We start from the raw sequence: 18632 nt of genomic DNA on the forward strand, positions 1-18632 counted from the left end.
CAATTGAGAGACTATTCTTTTCCGTATTAACTACGAATATACAACACTCGGAGAAATAACGGATCATTAATGATGCAAATATACGAGACACAGAAACACGGAGCTTTTCCTTGTGCTGAACACGGAGGCTTCGCTTTTGTAGTACAATAACTCAAAATAGGCCAACGGCCTAATAGCCTCTATTCTGGAAACGGTACAGGAAAAAGTTGCTCAAACTGCGTATAAAGTGCCCGCAGAGCATCTTTATGAGGTAATGGACGAGGAAAGGGATTGGTGAAATTCCCGACAATTTGCATCCATATATCTAACAAAACCCAACTTTATTTCAGATGCAATTGTTGACATACTTATTGTTGGAATAAACTCATCTATTCCTAATGCTAAAAAATCGGAATATCCTTTCTGATTGTGAGGTTTCCAAACACCAACTATTTTTTTGCCCACTAAGGATGTACTCCAGTATGGAATTTCAAATAAAACAGAATCAATTGCAGGCAATATTGCTATTTCAAACTCATCAGTATCATCATTTACAGTCAATGTTAAATACACATCATCTAATTCAAAAATAATGTTTGAATATCCATTAGTCTGGATATCAAAATTCTTACAATATATATTTTTTATTGTCTTTCCTACAATTTCTTCCATATTTACTTTTTCTCCTCTATCCTAATTGTTTCTGCAAATACTTCCAAGTGGCCCTCTCCTATCGCAAATATTGCCCGAAAAACCAACATATCTTCTTCAAAAGAATTCTGCTCAAATCCTATTTCATAGGTTATTAAGTCGCGATACATATCCGAGTTTATTTGTCGAATTGTATATTCTTGTACTTCTTCAAAATAAAGATAAAATTCACAGTTTTCTCCAAGTAAAACAATAAGAAGGTTCGTATTCCCTGTATCAAAGTCTTGAGTAAACTCAATTTTCTTAACCCAACTATCATGCAAACTTTCGACACCGAAACCGTGCCTTTGGGGATCTGAAACAAATTCAAATAATTCATCAGACAGATGGTGTTTGATTGTTTCTAAATATGTAATATATGATTCAAAATCCCCACCTTCATAGGCTTTATTGTATTTCATTGTTATCTGTATTAAAGTTCCTGCCTTTAAAAGACGAAGGTAATAAAATAATATGGACTTTCTCTAAGCAATAATAAAGGTATCTTAGAAAGTTTATTAAATTTGTATTCTAAAACCGGAAATTATGATCACAAGCAACCGAAACCTTCCCATTGGGATACAAACTTTTGAGAAAATACGAACTGGAGGCTTCTTATATGTTGATAAAACAGCCATGGTATGGAAAATAGCTCAAACCAATAATCCTTATTTCCTAAGTCGCCCCCGCCGTTTTGGAAAAAGCTTGCTGATTTCTACTTTCGAGTCTTATTTTGAAGGTTGTAAAGACTTGTTCGAAGGGCTTGCCATCTCCAAGTTGGAGAAAGAATGGAAGAAACATCCTGTATTACATCTCGATTTGAATGCGGAGAAATACGATTCGCCGGAACAACTAAACATTATTTTAAATGATTACCTAACACAATGGGAAACTAAATATGGAACAGGAGAAAGTGAAGATTCACTTTCAAGACGTTTTGCAGGAATCATTCGTCGCGCCTGCGAACAAACAGGTACTCAGGTGGTGGTACTTATCGACGAATACGACAAACCTCTGTTACAAGTAATGCTTAACAAAGATTTGCTCGATGAATACCGCAAAACACTAAAATCTTTTTACGGTGTATTGAAAAGCTCCGACCGTTATTTACGCTTTGTATTTCTTACAGGAGTAACCAAGTTTGCACAAGTTAGTGTGTTCAGTGATTTGAATCAGTTGAATGACATCAGCATGGACATGAATTACGCCTCGCTTTGTGGTATCACTTCCAAAGAACTGGTAGAAGTGTTTACTCCCGAAATAGAACAGATAGCTACATACAATAAACTAAGTTTCGAAGATACAATAGCCACTATGACATCTCAGTATGATGGATATCATTTTTGCGAGGACTCTGTAGGCATTTTCAATCCTTTTAGTGTACTAAACGCTTTTCAGAAAAAGAGATTCGACAACTATTGGTTTCATACTGGTACACCTACTTTTTTGGTCGAGTTACTGAAAGAAACCAATTACGATCTGCGCACCCTTATAGATGGTGTGGAAACCGAACAGGAGTCCTTTTCCGAATACCGGATAGAAACCAACAACCCCATTCCACTGATCTACCAAAGTGGTTATCTAACCATCAAAGATTACAACCGGGAATTCAAAATGTACACCCTCCGTTTCCCTAATGATGAAGTAAAATATGCTTTCCTCAAATTCTTGCAACCGTCCTACTCTTCTGTGGAAGACATTAACCGCGCCTTTCATATTCAACATTTCGTGCGCGAACTTCGTAGTGGCGATGTGCCCTCTTTCATGGAACGCCTGAAAGCTTTCTTTGCTGATTTTCCTTACGAGTTGAATGACAAGACAGAACGGCACTATCAAGTTGTGTTTTACATCGTTTTCAAGTTGATTGGAGAATTTGTTGAATCGGAAGTACGTAGTGCTCGTGGCCGAGCCGATGCCATAGTGAAAACCAAAGAATTTATTTATGTTTTTGAGTTCAAACTTAATGGGACTGCCCGTCAAGCTCTTAAACAGATTGACGAGAAAGGATATCTTATCCCCTATACAGTGGATGGGCGTAAGCTGGTAAAAGTAGGAGTAGACTTTAGTGCAGAAACAAGGAATATCAATGAGTATCTGGTTGAATAATTTTTTATGAAACAACTAAGAAACCACGTAAATATAAACCAACAAAATGAATACGAAACGTACATTTATTTATTCTGATGATAAGTCTGAAAAGTTCTGGACTATCGATATCGCCGAAACCAGCTATACTGTAACCTTTGGAAAAACAGGTACTAACGGACAAACGCAAACCAAAGAATTTGCCGATGAGCCCACCTGTACAAAAGCTGTAAATAAACTAATTGCCGAAAAAACAAAAAAAGGATATGTTGAAACAAGTGGAGAGGGAGATATAATACCAGCAACTCAACCTGCTCAACCCCAAGAAGCCCCCAAACCCAAAGCTAAGAAAGAAAAGAAGGTTGAACCGGACGCTACCGCACCATCTTCGCAAACCTCCGAACGACAGAGTACCACTCTTTATTTCCGTTCGGGCAGTTCCGACAAAGTTTATCAAGCCGAATTGATTCCTGCTACCGATGGCTCCGGTTACCTTGTCAATGCCGCGTGGGGACGTCGTGGATCGACCCTGCAAACAGGCTGTAAAACGCCTAATCCCTTGCCATTGGAAAAAGCACAAGCCATCTATAACAAACTTATCTCCGAAAAAACAGCCAAAGGTTACTCACCTGGCGATGACGGAGCCTTGTTTGTAGATACCGATAACGCTAACCGGGTATCCGGACTATTACCACAACTCCTGAATGTAATTGACAAAGAGTTGCTCGAACAGTTAATAGCCGATCCATTATATTGCGCCCAACCCAAACATGATGGCGAACGACGCATGATCAAAGAATCGCAAACTGGCGTTAACCGAAAAGGTCTTACCGTGGCCTTACCCGAGCATCTGGTAGAAACCTTTTCTAAGCACATTCATGGCATAGCCGATTTGGATGGAGAAATGGAAGGCGACCTCTATACCACTTTCGATATACTTTCGTTAAATGGGGTGAGCCTTCGCGAACAACCCTACTCAGAAAGATTAGATACCTTATATAAGCACGTAACACCCACCGACACTTTCGCCCTGATCGAAACAGCTTTCACAGCCGAAGAGAAGCGCAACCTTTACGAGCGTTTGAAAGCCGAAAACCAAGAGGGAATTGTATTCAAACGTCTTGATGCCCCTTATACGCACGGGCGCCCCAACAGTGGTGGTCCACAACTGAAGTATAAGTTTTGTGCCTCGGCCACCGTTTATGTAATTGCTCAAAACGAAGGCAAACGCAGCGTACAAATGGGAATCAATGAAGAAGACGGAGCGTGCCGCCCGGTTGGTTCGGTAACCATTCCAGTAAATTATAACATTCCCGAAGTAGGGCAAATCATTGAAGTACGTTATTTGTATGCTTATCCGCAAGGCTCGCTGTATCAACCTATTTATTGTGGGGTACGTCCGGATATGGATAAAGAGGATTGCAGTGTAAGTCAGTTGAAGTATAAAAAGAGCTTATAAACAAGCAAAGATGAAGTTGTGATGATTGATTTATTGCTGACTCTACAACCACATGGCTGGAGCTCTTGCCTTATAGGCGACAAGAATAAACGATATGAATTTCTGGTAACCCATGTGTTTAGTAATCCCTATTCTGATTTAATCCAAGTTTTATCTGAATTGATAAACGGGCAACAAAGTGCAACGCTTCTTTGGTACGACGAACCTGGCGGACACCGGATTGAATTTATGGTACGACAAGAAAATGTACTGGTTTCAATCGATGAGTTTCCTCAATTATGCTATGAAGAGCCTAAATCGTATCAGCTTGTGTTTGAATTCGAAATGGAACTGAAACAACTGATTGCACTTTTTTATTTTCAACTACAAAAAACAGAATTCCTCCTACGTTATAAGTCCTTTTCTGAAAATAGAGCAGAATATTTTCCGTATCAGGAGTTCTGCACATTCAAAAGGATCGCAAAAACATTTTTAGAATTATGAGAACAGATGCTGAAGAAATAGCCAACATTTATCTGAAAGCCAGAAAAGAAAAACTAACAGAGAGCAAGGCGTTTTTAAGAGTAAAGCCCTTTTTAGAAGATAGATACCAACAAGAAGGACTTTCTTCCCTCTCCAAAGAAATGTTGGAAACAACCAACCTTTGTTGTGTAAAAGCAAAAGATGCAGAAATCTTTGGAAAAGGATTTTTCAAAATTATAGCAGGAGAAGGAGACACTTTAGGAGATGATGAAGCCCTGCTTTTCGAAAAGTTGGTAGAGCGATTTCCCAACTCAGCAAAGTTAGCCGAAATGCTTGCCGATGTGTATGGTGTTATTGTTAACGAAACAGGAGACGAAGTATACACACAAAAGCTGGATGATCTGTCAAAGAACAATCCAGCTTTAGAAAACGCAGCGCTACAACGTTTATATGCACTTGTTGATATATATTACAACAAAGACTTCAACCTCAATGACTACATAAAAGCAATCGACAAAGCCAAAGAAATATATCAGCAACATCCCAAACTGGATTTTGCAGAATATTATGCCGGAGGGTTAAGCAAGATAGTCCAAGAACAAGAGGAAGAAGATGATGCACTGAAAACAATTGAATTGCTTAAAGAACTATTGCATTGCTGGAACGATTCTTTCATTGCAGCACATTATTTAAATGCTTTATCAAAATTAACCTGGAAGCAAGACGAAAAAGGTTGCTTGGAAACTATACAGAAAATGGAAAGCTATTGGAATAATTGGCCTTACAAGAAAGGAACATTAGCCATGCATTTAGCTTATACATTGGCCAATTACTCTCTTTGCACCAAAGGAACAGAGAGAGAGAAAGTATTGGATAAAATAGAAAAGCTAGCTGCCTACTGGGAACCGGCAGCAGAGCTGGCTTACGAACTTGCGGAAGGAACTTATAGATATGCTCATAAACCGGCAAAAGCAAAGTAGAGTCAGAGCTTAATCGGCCTGCTTGCTTTCTCTTTGCTTTCGTTGTGCAATCCTATTTAAGTGCGATTTAATTGGAGGAAGAACATAAAGAAATATAAGAATCCCCCACAGCATTAGCATATAGCTCAATGGAAAAATTTGGGCTACTACAATCAGCAAGAATAACAGTATCCCATGAAGAAACACTATGATTCCGAAGAGTAACAAAAGATCTGGTCCGGCATGAATCCAAATATTGCTTCGGACAGCAACGCGTATGTTAACCCAACACAGCAGAATCGTAAGAATAATTGCAATAACTATAAACACAATCTTCATTCTTCCCACCCCTTATTTTGAGGATTGTACTTAGCAAATTCATCTGTATCAGTAAACTCGGATGCAGTCATTCCTATTTCAAAAATGGCACCTTCATTCCAACCTGCTGTAAAAAACAGTCCTCTACTAGTGAGTAATGCCGAGGTTTCTTCTGCCGAATTATAAAAATGCTCACCCAATTTGTCTTGCTGTTGCTGTATATAGTTGTACTTTAAGAGACGGTTTCTTAAATACGCTATTTGCTGTTGTGTAAAGGGCTCAAAATTGTTTTCGTCATCAAAGAAATCTTTACTACCCATTTGCTGCTCTTTTGCTTTCGTTTCTATACGATAAAGCGATACATTGTAACTCATATTATACTCCTTTTTTCTATTATTAATCTTTCTGTTTCACGAGACAAAGTAAAACCAACCGACCAATGGAAATCTGTATCAAAGATGACTAAGATTGTATCTCCACCTTGTTCGGCAGGGTCGTTGCATAAATAATCGAGAATAAACTTAATCCAATCGTTTTCCATATTCAATAGCCCAATGCCTATATATTGATTGATGGCCTGGTCGGCAACATTTATTCTATACCACAATGGTCTATCGAAAGTGTCGAGATATATGCCTTCCAAAAACTGAACTATTGGCTTCAAACGTTCTCTGACAGTAAAAGATTCATGTGGTAATTGTTCTATCGATTTTACTGGAAAATAGATTTCTTCTGTGACTTTTCCAATCTGTTTCAAATCAATTCCACAGTGTTGCGTCACAAAATTATTTTGGATATAGTTGTCGTAAAATCCTAATGTGTTCATTCTCTAGTTGTTTAATGGGGCAAAGATACCTATTTTGGATAGAATTCTTTCTTTAGTTCAAATATTTGCTAAATTTGTAGGCTTGAAAAAGCTTAATTGCTTAATAAAAGAACCTAAACACTATATGATAAAGTTTGAATTGAAAGATATTGATGAAGTTATGTTATTTGGAGGTACTCCTAAATACACAGCTCATTGGTTTGCATTGACGGACGGACTCTACTGGCTGAATTTTGGAAACACAAAGATTTACGAATATTCTGATGAGTTTTTAAAAGATATTGACTCTAAAACAAAATTTGTTGATTACTACATCGTTCGTTTATTAGAAGACTTTTCCGATTTATTCCCAGCAATAGCCGAACAAGTTTCTGTCGAATTATACAAACAAGTAGATACCCCTGAAAAACTATCATCTTTTCTAACACAACATTGTGAAACAAAACAATGGATATACAACAGAACACTTTATGCTTCGCATTTGCAAAATGCCCCTATAATCAGTTTCATCCGAGTAGAAGATAAGCTTCATGTTATTTGGTTAATAGACAACAAGAAAGATTCCATGTGGACAGCAGAAAATGGTTACACCACCATTCAATACACAGAATTCGTTGAAAATGTAGAGCAATTCGGAAAAGACTTTTTTCTGGCAATGGATAAACAAATACAAAAAGCTATCGACAAAGACTGGGGCGAAAATGTAGACATTGACAAACCTCGTTTACTAATAGAGCAACAAGAGCGAAGAATTGACTTTCAGCAAAAACTTGATGCATTGAAACATGCTATTAAATAGAGGCTTTTATGTTTTGAAAAAATCAAAGTTTATGTTATTTCCAAATTCGGATATGGATTAGTTTCCGATGATTTTCTCCAAATACTTTGCTCTGCTAATTGCAATCTTCTTTCTAATTCAAAATCTCCCATTTTGAGTTTCAACGTTTCAAGCGGAACAGACTTATCCGTATTGTCGAAAACTTCTCCATTTGTTTCTTTTGCAAGAAAGTACGCTATGATATATACGTTTTCTATTTTGTTAGATGTTACTTCAAGTATTGATGTGTCGTCCTTATTTATCCAACTAATGTCAAACCATAAATCTTTGATTTGTCGAGAACACATATAAAGTTCAGTCCATTCTCTACTTGAAACAGGAAAACTATTTCCTTCACTATCGTAATTGTGAAAATCGTCTCCAAAAAAATACGTCCCGAAAACACGAAAATCAGGTCTTTTAGAATTAATTTTTACTTTTAATAAATAATTGTCGTTCATATTTTATTATCAGTCTGTTCATTAATCTTTGTTTTTTTAGAGCAAGAGCAAAAATAGCTATAATTATTGATATATTTGCCTCTTCATTCAATTACTCCTTATATTTGCGGAGCTAAACAAATGAAACAGTATGCTAGAAGAAGTTCAAAAGTATAAATACAACAGGAAAGTTGTCGACATTTACGACAACTGGAATATTGATTTCGATAAACCCCTTGAACAACAAATAGAAGAGTTGCACGAAGATATTATTCAGATTACCTTTGCCAGAGGTTATTGTTTGGATGTTGGCTGGTATCCGGCACATAACATCTGCGGACAATTTAAAGGTGTGGTGCTTCAACATAACAATTGGGATAACCCGATCTATACAATGGAGACTAATAACCCAAAAGTAATGGAAGATTGGGTAATGGAAGCAACAGAATATGTGTTGGATTTTATTTAAAGATGAGAAAGTATGTACATTTGAAGTTATTAAATTACGAAAATGAAATTAGCAGAAGCAATGAACACATATAATCCCGCTTTACTTGAAATAAAAAGAAGGGGTTATGAAATTTCTTTAGAGCTAACCGAAGATGGCTTAACTATTTCCACATGGAAAGCAATGAGGAATAATATCGAAGTATTTGGATTTAATCCTTTATCTCTCTTGGGTTTAATTGTTATTGCCGACCAGTATGGTGAAAATTGGAGGCAAGTTGATACAGGTAATTTATATGATGAAATATTGGAGCAATAAAACAATCATATTGGTTTCTCAAAAAACTAAAACACACTTCCTTGATAGCCAAACTACACCAAAACCAACTATTCACCTTCGAGAAAACAACAGGAATGAGCGCTGTGTTTTCCGGGAACGAACTCGCATTGTTGCAAGAATATGTACAAAGCGGAGCTGTAACGCCTTTCATCGAACGACTTTTTTGTTTAGGAATTCTTGTCGGAAATGTTATCCCCATACTGAGCGAAAGCCTTGCCACAGGCGAAATCTATTCGCCACAATCGTTACATATTGATATCACAAACCGTTGCCCCCTTCATTGTGCTATCTGTTATAAAATACCTGATAAGCCCAAAGACATAACCTACCTCCGATGGAACGAACTGATAACAGAAGCAGTCAAGCTGAAAGTATTTCAGATAGCCATCGGAGGAGGAGAACCACTAACCCACCCCAATATAGTAGCATTTGTGGAGCGTGTGGCGCAAACACCAATGTCTGTTACCATTACCAGCAGCGGATGGGGGATGGACGAAAATCTTTTAAACCAACTAATCGGTGCCGGACTCAATCACCTGCAAATATCGCTCAACGGAAGCACTGAAGCTATAAACCGTCTTTCGCGCGACGGATATGCTCATGCCATTCGAGCCTTGCAACTGCTTTCGCACACCAACGGCCTGTCTTATGGCGTAAACTGGGTAGCTCGCAAAAGCAATCTGGCCGATTTTGAACAACTCGTCGCCCTTGCCAAGCACTACCAGGCAGGTAATATCAATATACTACGCTATAAACCTTCATTGGGAGAAGTTTATGCCAACGAAGCCCTCAACAAAGACGAATTCTTTTTGTTGGCCGACAAAATAAAACAAGTAAGAGGTATTCTAATAAAAACGGACTCGGCCTACTCTCATCTGCTACTTTATCTCAACAATGGCAAAGTAAGTGCCCACACTTGTGGTTGCGGTGCCGGCCGAACTTTCATGGCTATCTCGCCCGACGGCACCATGAAGCCTTGCAGCCACCTGCAAGTGGGCAGTTGCAGCGATAGCATTGCCAGATACTGGAATCACTCGGAAAGTTTGCATACATTCCGAAATTTATCTTACCAGAATGCTCCCAATCAGTGCGGAAGTTGTACATTTGTACATCAGTGCGGAGGTTGCCGCGCTATATGCGAAAGAGCGTATCACAATCATCCGGCAGGCGAAACAAGCTGCCCTGTTTACAAAAGAAGAACAACATGATAGAATATTGGCAATCTTACGAAATAGACGGTTCGGACTCAAGCTATAATGTAGTAGTGGCCGAACGCGAAAAGTGCATCGAACTATTGAAATTTTATCTGCAACTGAAGGTTATTCATCGTGGCAAACCTATTAAAATACATTGGAGTTCGGGCAAAGATTCGCGAATAGTAAAAGACATGTGTTTTGCTTACGAACACCTCGACGACCTTTGGGATGTTATTCGCCATTGCAACCTAAAATATCTTCAATTGGAGTATACATACGTGGCTTCCGGCTCCCTCTATCCGGAAGTAAAACGTGAATTAATCGATATGCTTACCCAACATATAGGTGTAAAGAATCACGCGTTTGTTAATCCCATGTTTTCAAATTCGTATACAACTGTAAGCTACATCAATATTAGTTTCGATGCCAAACCAAACAATTATTACGAGATGGTTTGCAGCGAAAACTATTTTCAAATAATAAGTAAAGAGCATCCCTTATTAATAATTGATTTCGATTGCCCACTCAATGGCCCTCACGAATTGATGTTTTATGGTATGCATAAGATGAAAGACGCTTTTCCCGAATTCGAAATAGATATGCATACAAGTCATGAACTATTAGCGGCATACTCTATCAATTGGGACGAGTTGATTATGGAAGGAATCTCGCTGGAAAGTTCAGATTACGCCTACACACTGAAATGGCTTTTAAGCAATCCCGCCATTACCATGCATCCGGACAATGATACAATTTATCTGGGCCGACTGCCTATGGGTTTCGAGCATTTCAATCCGTTAGTTGTCTACATCGATGAAAATGACAAAATAAACGGTTCTAACTACTGGACAAAGGATGAAATAAACTACTACTTGGCTCTTCAGGGAATTTTCGGCAAACGCACATTCAGTATAGATGAGTATTTGCAGAAAGTGCATAAAGCATCCAATGCCGAAATATTTAGTGATGCCGATTTCGAAACCTATACTTCATTCGACATCCAGGTGGCAGTAGGCAAAGATAAACAGCAACATGCGGTCGTGAAGTTCGTCAGAGAGAAAGACGGACCAAAGTTGATGGTTCTGATTGCTTATAAGTATAGGGAGGGGTTGGAACGAATAATATAGTCAACATACTCTCTAACCTCAACATTCGAGGATTCTTTTTGAAGTTTTTCGATAATACTTTGCCAATCCGACTTTTTATCTTTAGCATACAAATGCAAAATCTTTAAAAATTCCAAAGGATTAGTTTCATAAAGTGTGTCCAGTTCTGCTGTTGTATTTTCATAGTCGAATTTTACCAATATATTCAACATGTATAATTTAACGATCTCATCTGTTTCTTTGTTATAACTCTCCCACAATAGTTTTAAGTATTTGGGCGAAAGCTCATTAAGGGTTCTAATGTACTCGAGAGCAACCATTTTCCAATATGGTACATTATCTTTATGTACATTTTCAACATCCATAAGTCTGGCAAAACTTTCCTCTTCCGTTTTATATGGTTTACATTCCAGCCCAATCCTTTTTCCCGAAATAATTGTATCTAACCAATTCTCGTACCAATCGAGAAAATTAAGTTCCGATGCAAATTGCGGACAATATTCAAGTTCATCGTATATGTAAACCACACGTCCTTTGCTCTCTCCATTTAGCATTATTCCCATATAGCCGGAACAACCACAAGCGCCAATGGTTAAAATCCCCGCATAAACCCGTTCAAATGCTCTCTCATATTCTTCATCATTGTCTTCGGGTATATTCTCTGATATGCTTTCCCAATCTTTATTGGTGGTTTTTAAGTTGAAGAAAGGCTCTTTGGCAAGATGTTTTGATGGTGACTTTAAAGAATATCCCATGCACAATTGCCTTTTATGCCCTAATTTGAAGATACCATAATCGGGGCCTGCTCCCGAATTGCCAACCTGCGACTTATACTCAATGCCACCATTACCTACCTGAGTTAAAAAGACTTTATATCCTTCTGGTAACGATATATTGTATTTCCTTTCAAAAGCTTCGACCTCCTTTATATCTACTGGAGGGTCTAATCTATACTGATGAGATTGTGCTCCAAACACCTCTAAAAACGAATCTGTATTCTTTGCCAAATTCAGTTTTAACTTTATTCTTGCTGTTTGACTTAAGTTCTTCACCTATCCTTCTTTATTGTTAAAAATCGCAAGTTACTTATTTTTGTGAAATACGACCAAGAAATTTCAGTTCTTTTCTTCTTAGATAAACTGCATTGTGTTATATTTGCCAAGCTTAATAGACATAAATAATGAATATACAGCCCCCAATTCAAGAGTTAGAATTATTAGGCAGAATGCCCGACGAATCGAATGACAATCTGACCAATGAACAAATAGACCTATACAGCTCCTTGTTAGACAAAGTAAACAAACCCATCAATAAAAACGAAGCTGCTATACTTGTAAAACTATTCCCTGAATCGGGATTGTATGGAGTACAATGGACACTCTTGCACTTGTTCGAAAGTATTTACAGTACAATCTCTGTTAATGAATATCGGGAGTTAATAGCCCTTTGCCCAAGCGATGAATGGAGAGAAAATTTAGAAATACGACTTGAAAATGGTCTTAAACGATTAAAACGACTGGACGAACTCTCTCCTTCTGCCATAGCACAACTAAAAGAATTAGGTCAAATACCCGATGAACCGGAAGATATAAGTGAACAATATATTGATCTGTTAGATAGCATAAAACAGCCCATTTCACTTGAAGAAGCCAAAATCCTTATCGAATTATTTCCTAATGATAATTTTAATGGAGTTGCATGGAAGTTAGCATATCTTTTCGAATCTGTTTTTCACCAAATAGATCTTTCTGTTTATAAATCCCTGATAGAAAAATGCCCAAGCAATGAATGGAAAGAACTATTGAACAATAGAATGGAGAAAGGCTTGATAAAATGAAACACAAAATCAACCATTATTTAAATAAACCATGCTAAAACAAACACTTATATTTGCCACCATCATCTTATTAACCTCATGCGGACAAAGTAAACAGCCCACCAATAAGCATTCTACCAAAGAAGCTTTAATAGAGGAAAATGTAGCTAAAGAAACTCCAAAAGAGGAAAACAAAGTCGATAACGCCTTGATCTTCATCAATGGCTATACAGAAAATGCCAACAAGCTGAATGAGTCTCTTACCATGATTGAGTGGGTTGAACTACACAAAGGCCTGACAACTCAAAGTTTCAGACTCGCATTAAAAAAAATAATCGACGATGCTTATCAAGAAGACCCTGAGCTAGGACTTGGTTTCGACCCCGTATTTGATGCTCAGGACTATCCGGACAAAGGTTTCGAAGTTGATTCATTTGACGAACAAACAAACCACTTGACAGTACGGGGAAAAGATTGGCCCGACTTCAAAGTTACGATGAGAGTAGTAAAAGAGAATGAACAATGGCTGGTGGACGGATGTGGAGTAGTAAATATGCCTTAGCCATTCGGTCACGTCCGGCTATGTACCTGGGTTATCTTAATCAAAGCGGTTTAGAACACTGTTTTGCCGATATCTTATTCTCATTAAAACCTATCGAAAAGAAAGCCTACCTGTTATTTGCCCTCAACAGAAATACCCTCCATTTAAAGGTCAAAGGAATTATTCCGGATGCTTATACATACTGCTTCAAACATTCCGAAGAAGAGTTTTGGAAACACGACCAAGCAAAACACGGCTTAGCATTTTTTGTATTAGCCTGCACAAGCGAAAGCTGTAGAATTACTATTAAAAACAAAAAGGAGATATTCGAGGTTGAAAGCAATCGAAGAGGATTTAACTATAGGAGTGAAAGTTGGCAAGGGCACCCAGATAAAGAGGTCAATACACTTGAAATAGCATTTATACCAGACAAGAACATCTTTAAAGAACTAAATCTCCGGTTCGATTATTTCCTGAACTTCTTCAAAGAACAGTCTTACTTGCTTCCTTACCTAACAATTGAGGCTGTCAACACATTGACAAGCGAACGAACCTATTTCTCTAACCAACATGGTATGAGCGATTATGTCGATGCGTTATTTCACCGGTTCCACTTGCAACCCGAAGTTAGATTGGACAAGAAGATACAATTATCTGCATATAATTTAGATTTGGTAATAGCTTATCTACCCAGTTACTACAACTGGCACCAGATTGAAACCTGGGCAGGAGGAACTCCTTTGTTTGGTGGATCGCTCGAAAATGGAATTCTAAAAGGTATAAGTAGTGTTTTTAAAAATAAAAGCATCTCAGCCAATCCATTAGAACGACTTGTTGTATGCGCCCACTTAAGAGGAGACACCCTTACATTTGCAGGCAGCATCAAAGAACAATTAGATATGCCGGCATTGGAGAAAGAATTGAAAAAGGTGGTTGCACAAGAGATTCAAGAAGTTATTAATTAACTGTTTCCTTTTTAGTCCACCAAATACTCCCCTATATTCCTGCTTTCGGCATCAAACTGCACACCCACTTTTACCACTTCCCTTCCATCTACCAAATAAGGTATGAGATATCCCTTCTCATCAATTTGCCGAAGGGCTTCTTCGGCCGTGCCATTCAACTTAAACTCGAACACATAAATATGATCTTTGGTTTTTACTACAGCATCTGCCCGACCACGGGCACTACGTACTTCGGCCTCGGTAAACTGCCCCAGTAAAGTAAAAACAAGATAGAATACTACTTGGTAATGCCGTTCTGTTCGGTCGTTCAACTCGTAGGGAATATCAGCAAAGAAACTACGGAGGCGTTCTATGAAAGCATCTACCTGTCCTGCACGGAGTTCCCGAACGAAACGGGTAATATTGAAGCTGGTTTCATCTTCCGTAATTTTTGTATAGTAAGGTAAAAGGAAGTCTAAAAAAGCATAACGTACTTCATTATTGGGGAAACCAAGTGTATAAAGCCCAAATTCCTCATCATACTTCTTGATGGTAAGGTATCCGCTCTGATAAAATACCGGAATGGGATTGTCTGCCTCCACCCGGTATTGGGTAAATGCATTCGGGCTGGTTTCTACTCCATCTATCAGCTCGCGCAAATCGTAATTGCTTCGTTTAAGCAACTCAACAAGGAAAGTGGGTGTACCGGTCTGAAACCAGTAGTTTCCAAATTCTTGCTTAGAAAACGAATTAAGCACACTAAATGGATTAAACATTCCCGATGAATTTTTGCTGAAGTGATATCCATCGTATTGAGCTTTCATGTAGGTCACAGTTTCGTTGGACGAAAGATTGTGTCGTTTCCCCATCCGCTCTATTTCGGGAGAGAAAGTTGCGATAAGTTCCTCTTCCGTAATACCGCACACATCACTATATTGTGTATCCATACTGATATCGTTCAGTTGATTGAGGTCGCTGAATATGCTGACGTGCGCAAATTTGGTAACCCCCGTCAGAAGTACAAAGCGTAAATAACGGTCGGAACTTTTCAATACGGCATAGAAAGCTTTCAGGGTGTTGCGGTATTCCTCAGCCAGTGGCTCGTTGAACATGGTTTGCAACAGGGGCTTATCATATTCGTCGATGAGAACAACAACGCCACGACCGGTTTTCTCGTAAGCCCGGCGGATAACACCGGTGAAACGACTTGAAAGAGTAATCTCTCGTTCGTCTTTTCCCCAGGTATCTTCCCAAAGAATTAAGTGTTGCTCAAGCATCAAAACCAATCGCTCTACCGATTCATATTTTTCCGCATTCAAATCCAGATGCAATACCGGATGGGTATTCCAATCCTTTTCCATATTTTCAATGGCTAAACCTTCGAACAGATCTTTTCTTCCCTGAAAATATGATTCGAAAGTAGAGAGCAACAAACTCTTACCGAAACGACGGGGACGGCTCAGAAAGTAGACTGTTCCTGTGTTAGCCATTTGCCAAACAAGGGCACTTTTATCTACATAAAGATAATCTTCCTTACGAATTTTCTCAAAGGTTTGTACCCCAATGGGAAGTTTACGAGTTAAATCGGTTGTCTGGCTGTTCATGATTCTTCGTTTTTTAGAGCAAGAGCAAAAATAGCTATAATTATTGAAATATTTTCCTCTTATAAGTCCTTATATTTGTGCTAATAAAACAAACATAATGAAAATATACTATCTTTTTCTACTTCTTTTTCTTTGTGCTTGCTCTACAAGTAAATCTGTAAAGCAAGTGAATACCGAAGTTTTACAGCAACAAAAAGCATATCCTAAATATCCTGGAGGCGAAGATTCTACAAATAGTCATGAAATTTATGAATTGGTATTCCCTCTGCCCCAATATCCTGGTGGAATGAATAACTTGAAGAAACACATAAGAAAGTCAGTCAGCTATCCGTTTCCTGTAAGATTGGGTAAAAAAGGAGATGCAATAGTGCAATTCGAAATAAATAGGTATGGAGAGATGACAAAGGCAGTTATGATTAAAGGCCTAAGTAAACAATGTAACCGTAAAATAATAAAGGCACTAGAAATGATGCGTAAATGGATATCCGGCAGTGCCAGAGGCCCTAACGAAAACACTATTTGGGAAATGACACTCTCATTCGGATTCAATCGGAAACCGAAGTTTGTTAGTTGCGAATTGGTGGATAACGACAGCCTTATGCTTTCGTTGTATGAAAGTGATAGTATATATACAGCAGTGACTAATGTTTCGGATATTCCAACAATGAGTATATCCGATTGGGAAAATCTACTCGATAAACACGATTTAATATTAAATAAAGACTCTGAATATCTTAATGTGGCAGTAAAGAAAAGCCCTTATTTTATGCAAAGCGCACTACTTGGGTTCGACAAAGAAATACAGAAACAAAAAAATGAAAAGGGAAAGACTGAATATGGCAGTATTCAAATCAATAAAAAGAAATATAATACTATAGATTATACAGATCAATACAGCATCAACTACATAAAGCTCAAAGGAGACAAATACATACTATGCTTAATAGGAGACCAGAATATTTATAAAATAATTCCGGATAAAAGTTTTTTCAACAACAGGTTGTCTACTGTAAAAGTAGAGAAAGAATTAGAAAGAACAAAAATAGCAGAGTATTCAGCTAAAAAAGAATACGCTTATTTTAATATAGAACATAGTATGAACGGAAAATATACTATTGTTAATAATGCAAATATGCCTTTAGGTATTGAGGGCGACATTATAGTTGGGCACCAAGGCCCAACAGCAGTATATAGAAAGGATAAGGATAATTACGAACTATACGATGCTTTTCTTAATAAAGTTGAGCATAAATATAAAATCCAATATGCACAACTTGGTTATGGAAACTGGCTGACTTTAATTATTGACAACAATTTAACATGGATGGTGGCTGATAAAATCAGTAAAGAGAATATACGCACTCTTCCAATGTTTGGAGTTTGTGGTACTGTTAGTTATTATGAAGATGAAGTAGTCTACATTGATGGAGATATTAAGATTAAAAGAATAGAAGATCATCAAAGATTAGGAAAAGGAGTAGAATATTTTGATTTTGACATTACCAATACTCAGCACATAGACAGCCTATACTTTTATGGAACAAAAACACAACAATATTATTCAGCGAACGAATTTTATCCCTATAATGTAACCTTAAATGGAGTACAATTCAGGCATTTGTTGTATGCCAAAATGAAGAATGGCAAATACAATATATACGCATACAAGGAAAAACACAGAAGTATTTATAAACAGACGGAGGAAACATTCAAAAGTACTTTAGATGTTGAATTAGGAAATGGAGAACCGGCAAAAACATATTACTCGGGAGAAATAGAACTCATCCCACTACTTGTCAGTGATGTAGATTCCGTTTCAATGCACTCATACCCCATCATTTATAAAGATAACGAACTCTATGGCGTATACAACGTCAATAAAAAAGCCAGATATAGTGAGCTAAAAAAAATCAATTATGAAAAAATTATGCGCTTTAAGTTACCTGATGGTAAACAGGGCTGGCTTGACTGGAGTAATGGAAAAGAAATTATTGATAAGAATTATTAATTCCCCCATAATCCCATTTTTTTCCGTATGTTTGTAAACTCGTACAGGCGATTTATCGCAAAAAAACCATCATAAGTATCATAACGCACCTATTGAACTGTATTTCAATAGATTACATTATGACAGATGCCCAAAAAGTAAAACATAAGTACCATTCGAAGTATCATAGAACAAAAACAGTTTCATTATACCTTGAGATTTAAAAACAAGTAGTTTCACTTTGCTTTCTACCAATGAAACTATTCGTTTTCTATATAGGAAACAACTAGTTTCATACATAGAAAACAAGTAGTTTCCTATATAGAAAACAGTTGGTTTCCTACCGTGAAACCGTTGGTTTCCTACTGAGAAACTGTTGGTTTTGTACGGAGAAACAAAAGGCATCCTACAGAGAAGTGTCGAACCCTGACTTGGGTTGACTCTTTTTTTCTTATCCCTAGAACGGGTTGACAGGTTTAATAACTATCCCTACTTGGGGTTGACTGTTTTGTTATGAGTAAGCGTCTCCGCTTTGTCGCCTATATTGTATTTCTTGTTTGTTCTTGGTCAAGGAATGACTGATTTTTTAAAATTCAAAGGGATTTCTTAAGAATTC

At 37.7% G+C, this 18632-nt stretch carries 20 protein-coding genes; 13 read left to right on the forward strand and 7 right to left on the reverse strand.

Annotation, left to right across the window (positions count from 1 at the left end; genetic code table 11):
- Window positions 1-243: 243 nt before the first annotated feature.
- On the reverse strand, window positions 244-651 hold the full coding sequence (locus D0T85_RS20670; RefSeq protein WP_163215416.1) for a DUF6334 family protein: 408 nt from the start codon (window positions 649-651) through the stop codon (window positions 244-246).
- A 2-nt stretch (window positions 652-653) separates the two neighbouring features.
- Complete coding sequence (locus tag D0T85_RS20675) at window positions 654-1091, reverse strand: hypothetical protein (RefSeq protein WP_163215417.1); 438 nt, start codon at window positions 1089-1091, stop codon at window positions 654-656.
- A 124-nt stretch (window positions 1092-1215) separates the two neighbouring features.
- Between D0T85_RS20675 and D0T85_RS20680 the strand changes: the two genes are divergently transcribed.
- The 4 genes from D0T85_RS20680 to D0T85_RS20695 are packed head-to-tail and all read left to right on the forward strand — an operon-like array spanning window position 1216 to window position 5655.
- The gene (locus tag D0T85_RS20680; RefSeq protein ID WP_163215418.1) at window positions 1216-2775 is read left to right on the forward strand and encodes an ATP-binding protein; all 1560 of its coding nucleotides are present in this window, start codon (window positions 1216-1218) and stop codon (window positions 2773-2775) included.
- 46 nt (window positions 2776-2821) lie between these two features.
- Complete coding sequence (locus D0T85_RS20685; RefSeq protein WP_163215419.1) at window positions 2822-4213, forward strand: WGR domain-containing protein; 1392 nt, start codon at window positions 2822-2824, stop codon at window positions 4211-4213.
- Between the two features lie 21 nt (window positions 4214-4234).
- Window positions 4235-4696, forward strand: coding sequence for a hypothetical protein (locus D0T85_RS20690; RefSeq protein ID WP_163215420.1), 462 nt, complete (start codon window positions 4235-4237; stop codon window positions 4694-4696).
- Window positions 4693-5655 carry a hypothetical protein gene (locus D0T85_RS20695; RefSeq protein ID WP_163215421.1) on the forward strand — a complete coding sequence of 321 codons (963 nt, stop codon included), beginning with the start codon at window positions 4693-4695 and terminating at the stop codon, window positions 5653-5655. The genes D0T85_RS20690 and D0T85_RS20695 overlap by 4 nt, the downstream gene beginning before the upstream one ends.
- A gap of 314 nt (window positions 5656-5969) precedes the next feature.
- Here D0T85_RS20695 and D0T85_RS20700 read toward each other — a convergent pair whose 3' ends face one another.
- A complete protein-coding gene (locus D0T85_RS20700) occupies window positions 5970-6326 on the reverse strand; it encodes a hypothetical protein (protein ID WP_163215422.1) in 357 nt (118 codons plus the stop codon).
- Window positions 6323-6709, reverse strand: coding sequence for a hypothetical protein (locus tag D0T85_RS20705; RefSeq protein WP_163215423.1), 387 nt, complete (start codon window positions 6707-6709; stop codon window positions 6323-6325). The genes D0T85_RS20700 and D0T85_RS20705 overlap by 4 nt, the downstream gene beginning before the upstream one ends.
- Before the next feature lie 193 nt (window positions 6710-6902).
- Between D0T85_RS20705 and D0T85_RS20710 the strand changes: the two genes are divergently transcribed.
- On the forward strand, window positions 6903-7577 hold the full coding sequence (locus tag D0T85_RS20710) for a DUF5984 family protein (RefSeq protein WP_163215424.1): 675 nt from the start codon (window positions 6903-6905) through the stop codon (window positions 7575-7577).
- Window positions 7578-7606: 29 nt separating this feature from the next.
- On the opposite strand, the gene D0T85_RS20715 is transcribed toward D0T85_RS20710, so the two are convergent.
- Window positions 7607-8056 (reverse strand): hypothetical protein, encoded by a 450-nt coding sequence (locus tag D0T85_RS20715; RefSeq protein WP_163215425.1) that lies wholly within the window; start codon window positions 8054-8056, stop codon window positions 7607-7609.
- Between the two features lie 130 nt (window positions 8057-8186).
- Between D0T85_RS20715 and D0T85_RS20720 the strand changes: the two genes are divergently transcribed.
- From D0T85_RS20720 to D0T85_RS20735, 4 genes are read left to right on the forward strand one after another with little or no spacing between them, the layout of a single operon-like run.
- Window positions 8187-8504: a hypothetical protein gene (locus tag D0T85_RS20720; RefSeq protein WP_163215426.1), complete on the forward strand. Its 318-nt coding sequence runs from the start codon at window positions 8187-8189 to the stop codon at window positions 8502-8504.
- A 42-nt stretch (window positions 8505-8546) separates the two neighbouring features.
- Window positions 8547-8801, forward strand: coding sequence for a hypothetical protein (locus D0T85_RS20725; RefSeq protein WP_163215427.1), 255 nt, complete (start codon window positions 8547-8549; stop codon window positions 8799-8801).
- A 41-nt stretch (window positions 8802-8842) separates the two neighbouring features.
- Window positions 8843-10030: a radical SAM/SPASM domain-containing protein gene (locus D0T85_RS20730; RefSeq protein WP_163215428.1), complete on the forward strand. Its 1188-nt coding sequence runs from the start codon at window positions 8843-8845 to the stop codon at window positions 10028-10030.
- The gene (locus D0T85_RS20735; protein ID WP_163215429.1) at window positions 10027-11145 is read left to right on the forward strand and encodes a hypothetical protein; all 1119 of its coding nucleotides are present in this window, start codon (window positions 10027-10029) and stop codon (window positions 11143-11145) included. Before D0T85_RS20730 ends, D0T85_RS20735 begins: the two co-directional genes overlap by 4 nt.
- Here D0T85_RS20735 and D0T85_RS20740 read toward each other — a convergent pair.
- The gene (locus tag D0T85_RS20740) at window positions 11109-12131 is read right to left on the reverse strand and encodes an SMI1/KNR4 family protein (protein ID WP_163215430.1); all 1023 of its coding nucleotides are present in this window, start codon (window positions 12129-12131) and stop codon (window positions 11109-11111) included. The genes D0T85_RS20735 and D0T85_RS20740 overlap by 37 nt on opposite strands.
- Window positions 12132-12304: 173 nt before the next feature.
- Between D0T85_RS20740 and D0T85_RS22575 the strand changes: the two genes are divergently transcribed.
- From D0T85_RS22575 to D0T85_RS20755, 3 genes are read left to right on the forward strand one after another with little or no spacing between them, the layout of a single operon-like run.
- The gene (locus D0T85_RS22575) at window positions 12305-12961 is read left to right on the forward strand and encodes a hypothetical protein (RefSeq protein WP_203558542.1); all 657 of its coding nucleotides are present in this window, start codon (window positions 12305-12307) and stop codon (window positions 12959-12961) included.
- Between the two features lie 31 nt (window positions 12962-12992).
- On the forward strand, window positions 12993-13502 hold the full coding sequence (locus D0T85_RS20750; protein WP_163215431.1) for a hypothetical protein: 510 nt from the start codon (window positions 12993-12995) through the stop codon (window positions 13500-13502).
- On the forward strand, window positions 13463-14446 hold the full coding sequence (locus D0T85_RS20755) for a hypothetical protein (RefSeq protein ID WP_163215432.1): 984 nt from the start codon (window positions 13463-13465) through the stop codon (window positions 14444-14446). The genes D0T85_RS20750 and D0T85_RS20755 overlap by 40 nt, the downstream gene beginning before the upstream one ends.
- Before the next feature lie 11 nt (window positions 14447-14457).
- On the opposite strand, the gene D0T85_RS20760 is transcribed toward D0T85_RS20755, so the two are convergent.
- A complete protein-coding gene (locus D0T85_RS20760; protein ID WP_163215433.1) occupies window positions 14458-16029 on the reverse strand; it encodes an ATP-binding protein in 1572 nt (523 codons plus the stop codon).
- Between the two features lie 97 nt (window positions 16030-16126).
- Between D0T85_RS20760 and D0T85_RS20765 the strand changes: the two genes are divergently transcribed.
- Window positions 16127-18037, forward strand: coding sequence for a hypothetical protein (locus tag D0T85_RS20765; RefSeq protein WP_163215434.1), 1911 nt, complete (start codon window positions 16127-16129; stop codon window positions 18035-18037).
- Window positions 18038-18632: the final 595 nt, after the last annotated feature.

It is taken from the genome of Bacteroides sp. 519 (assembly GCF_010500955.1).
Taxonomy (GTDB): domain Bacteria; phylum Bacteroidota; class Bacteroidia; order Bacteroidales; family Bacteroidaceae; genus Bacteroides.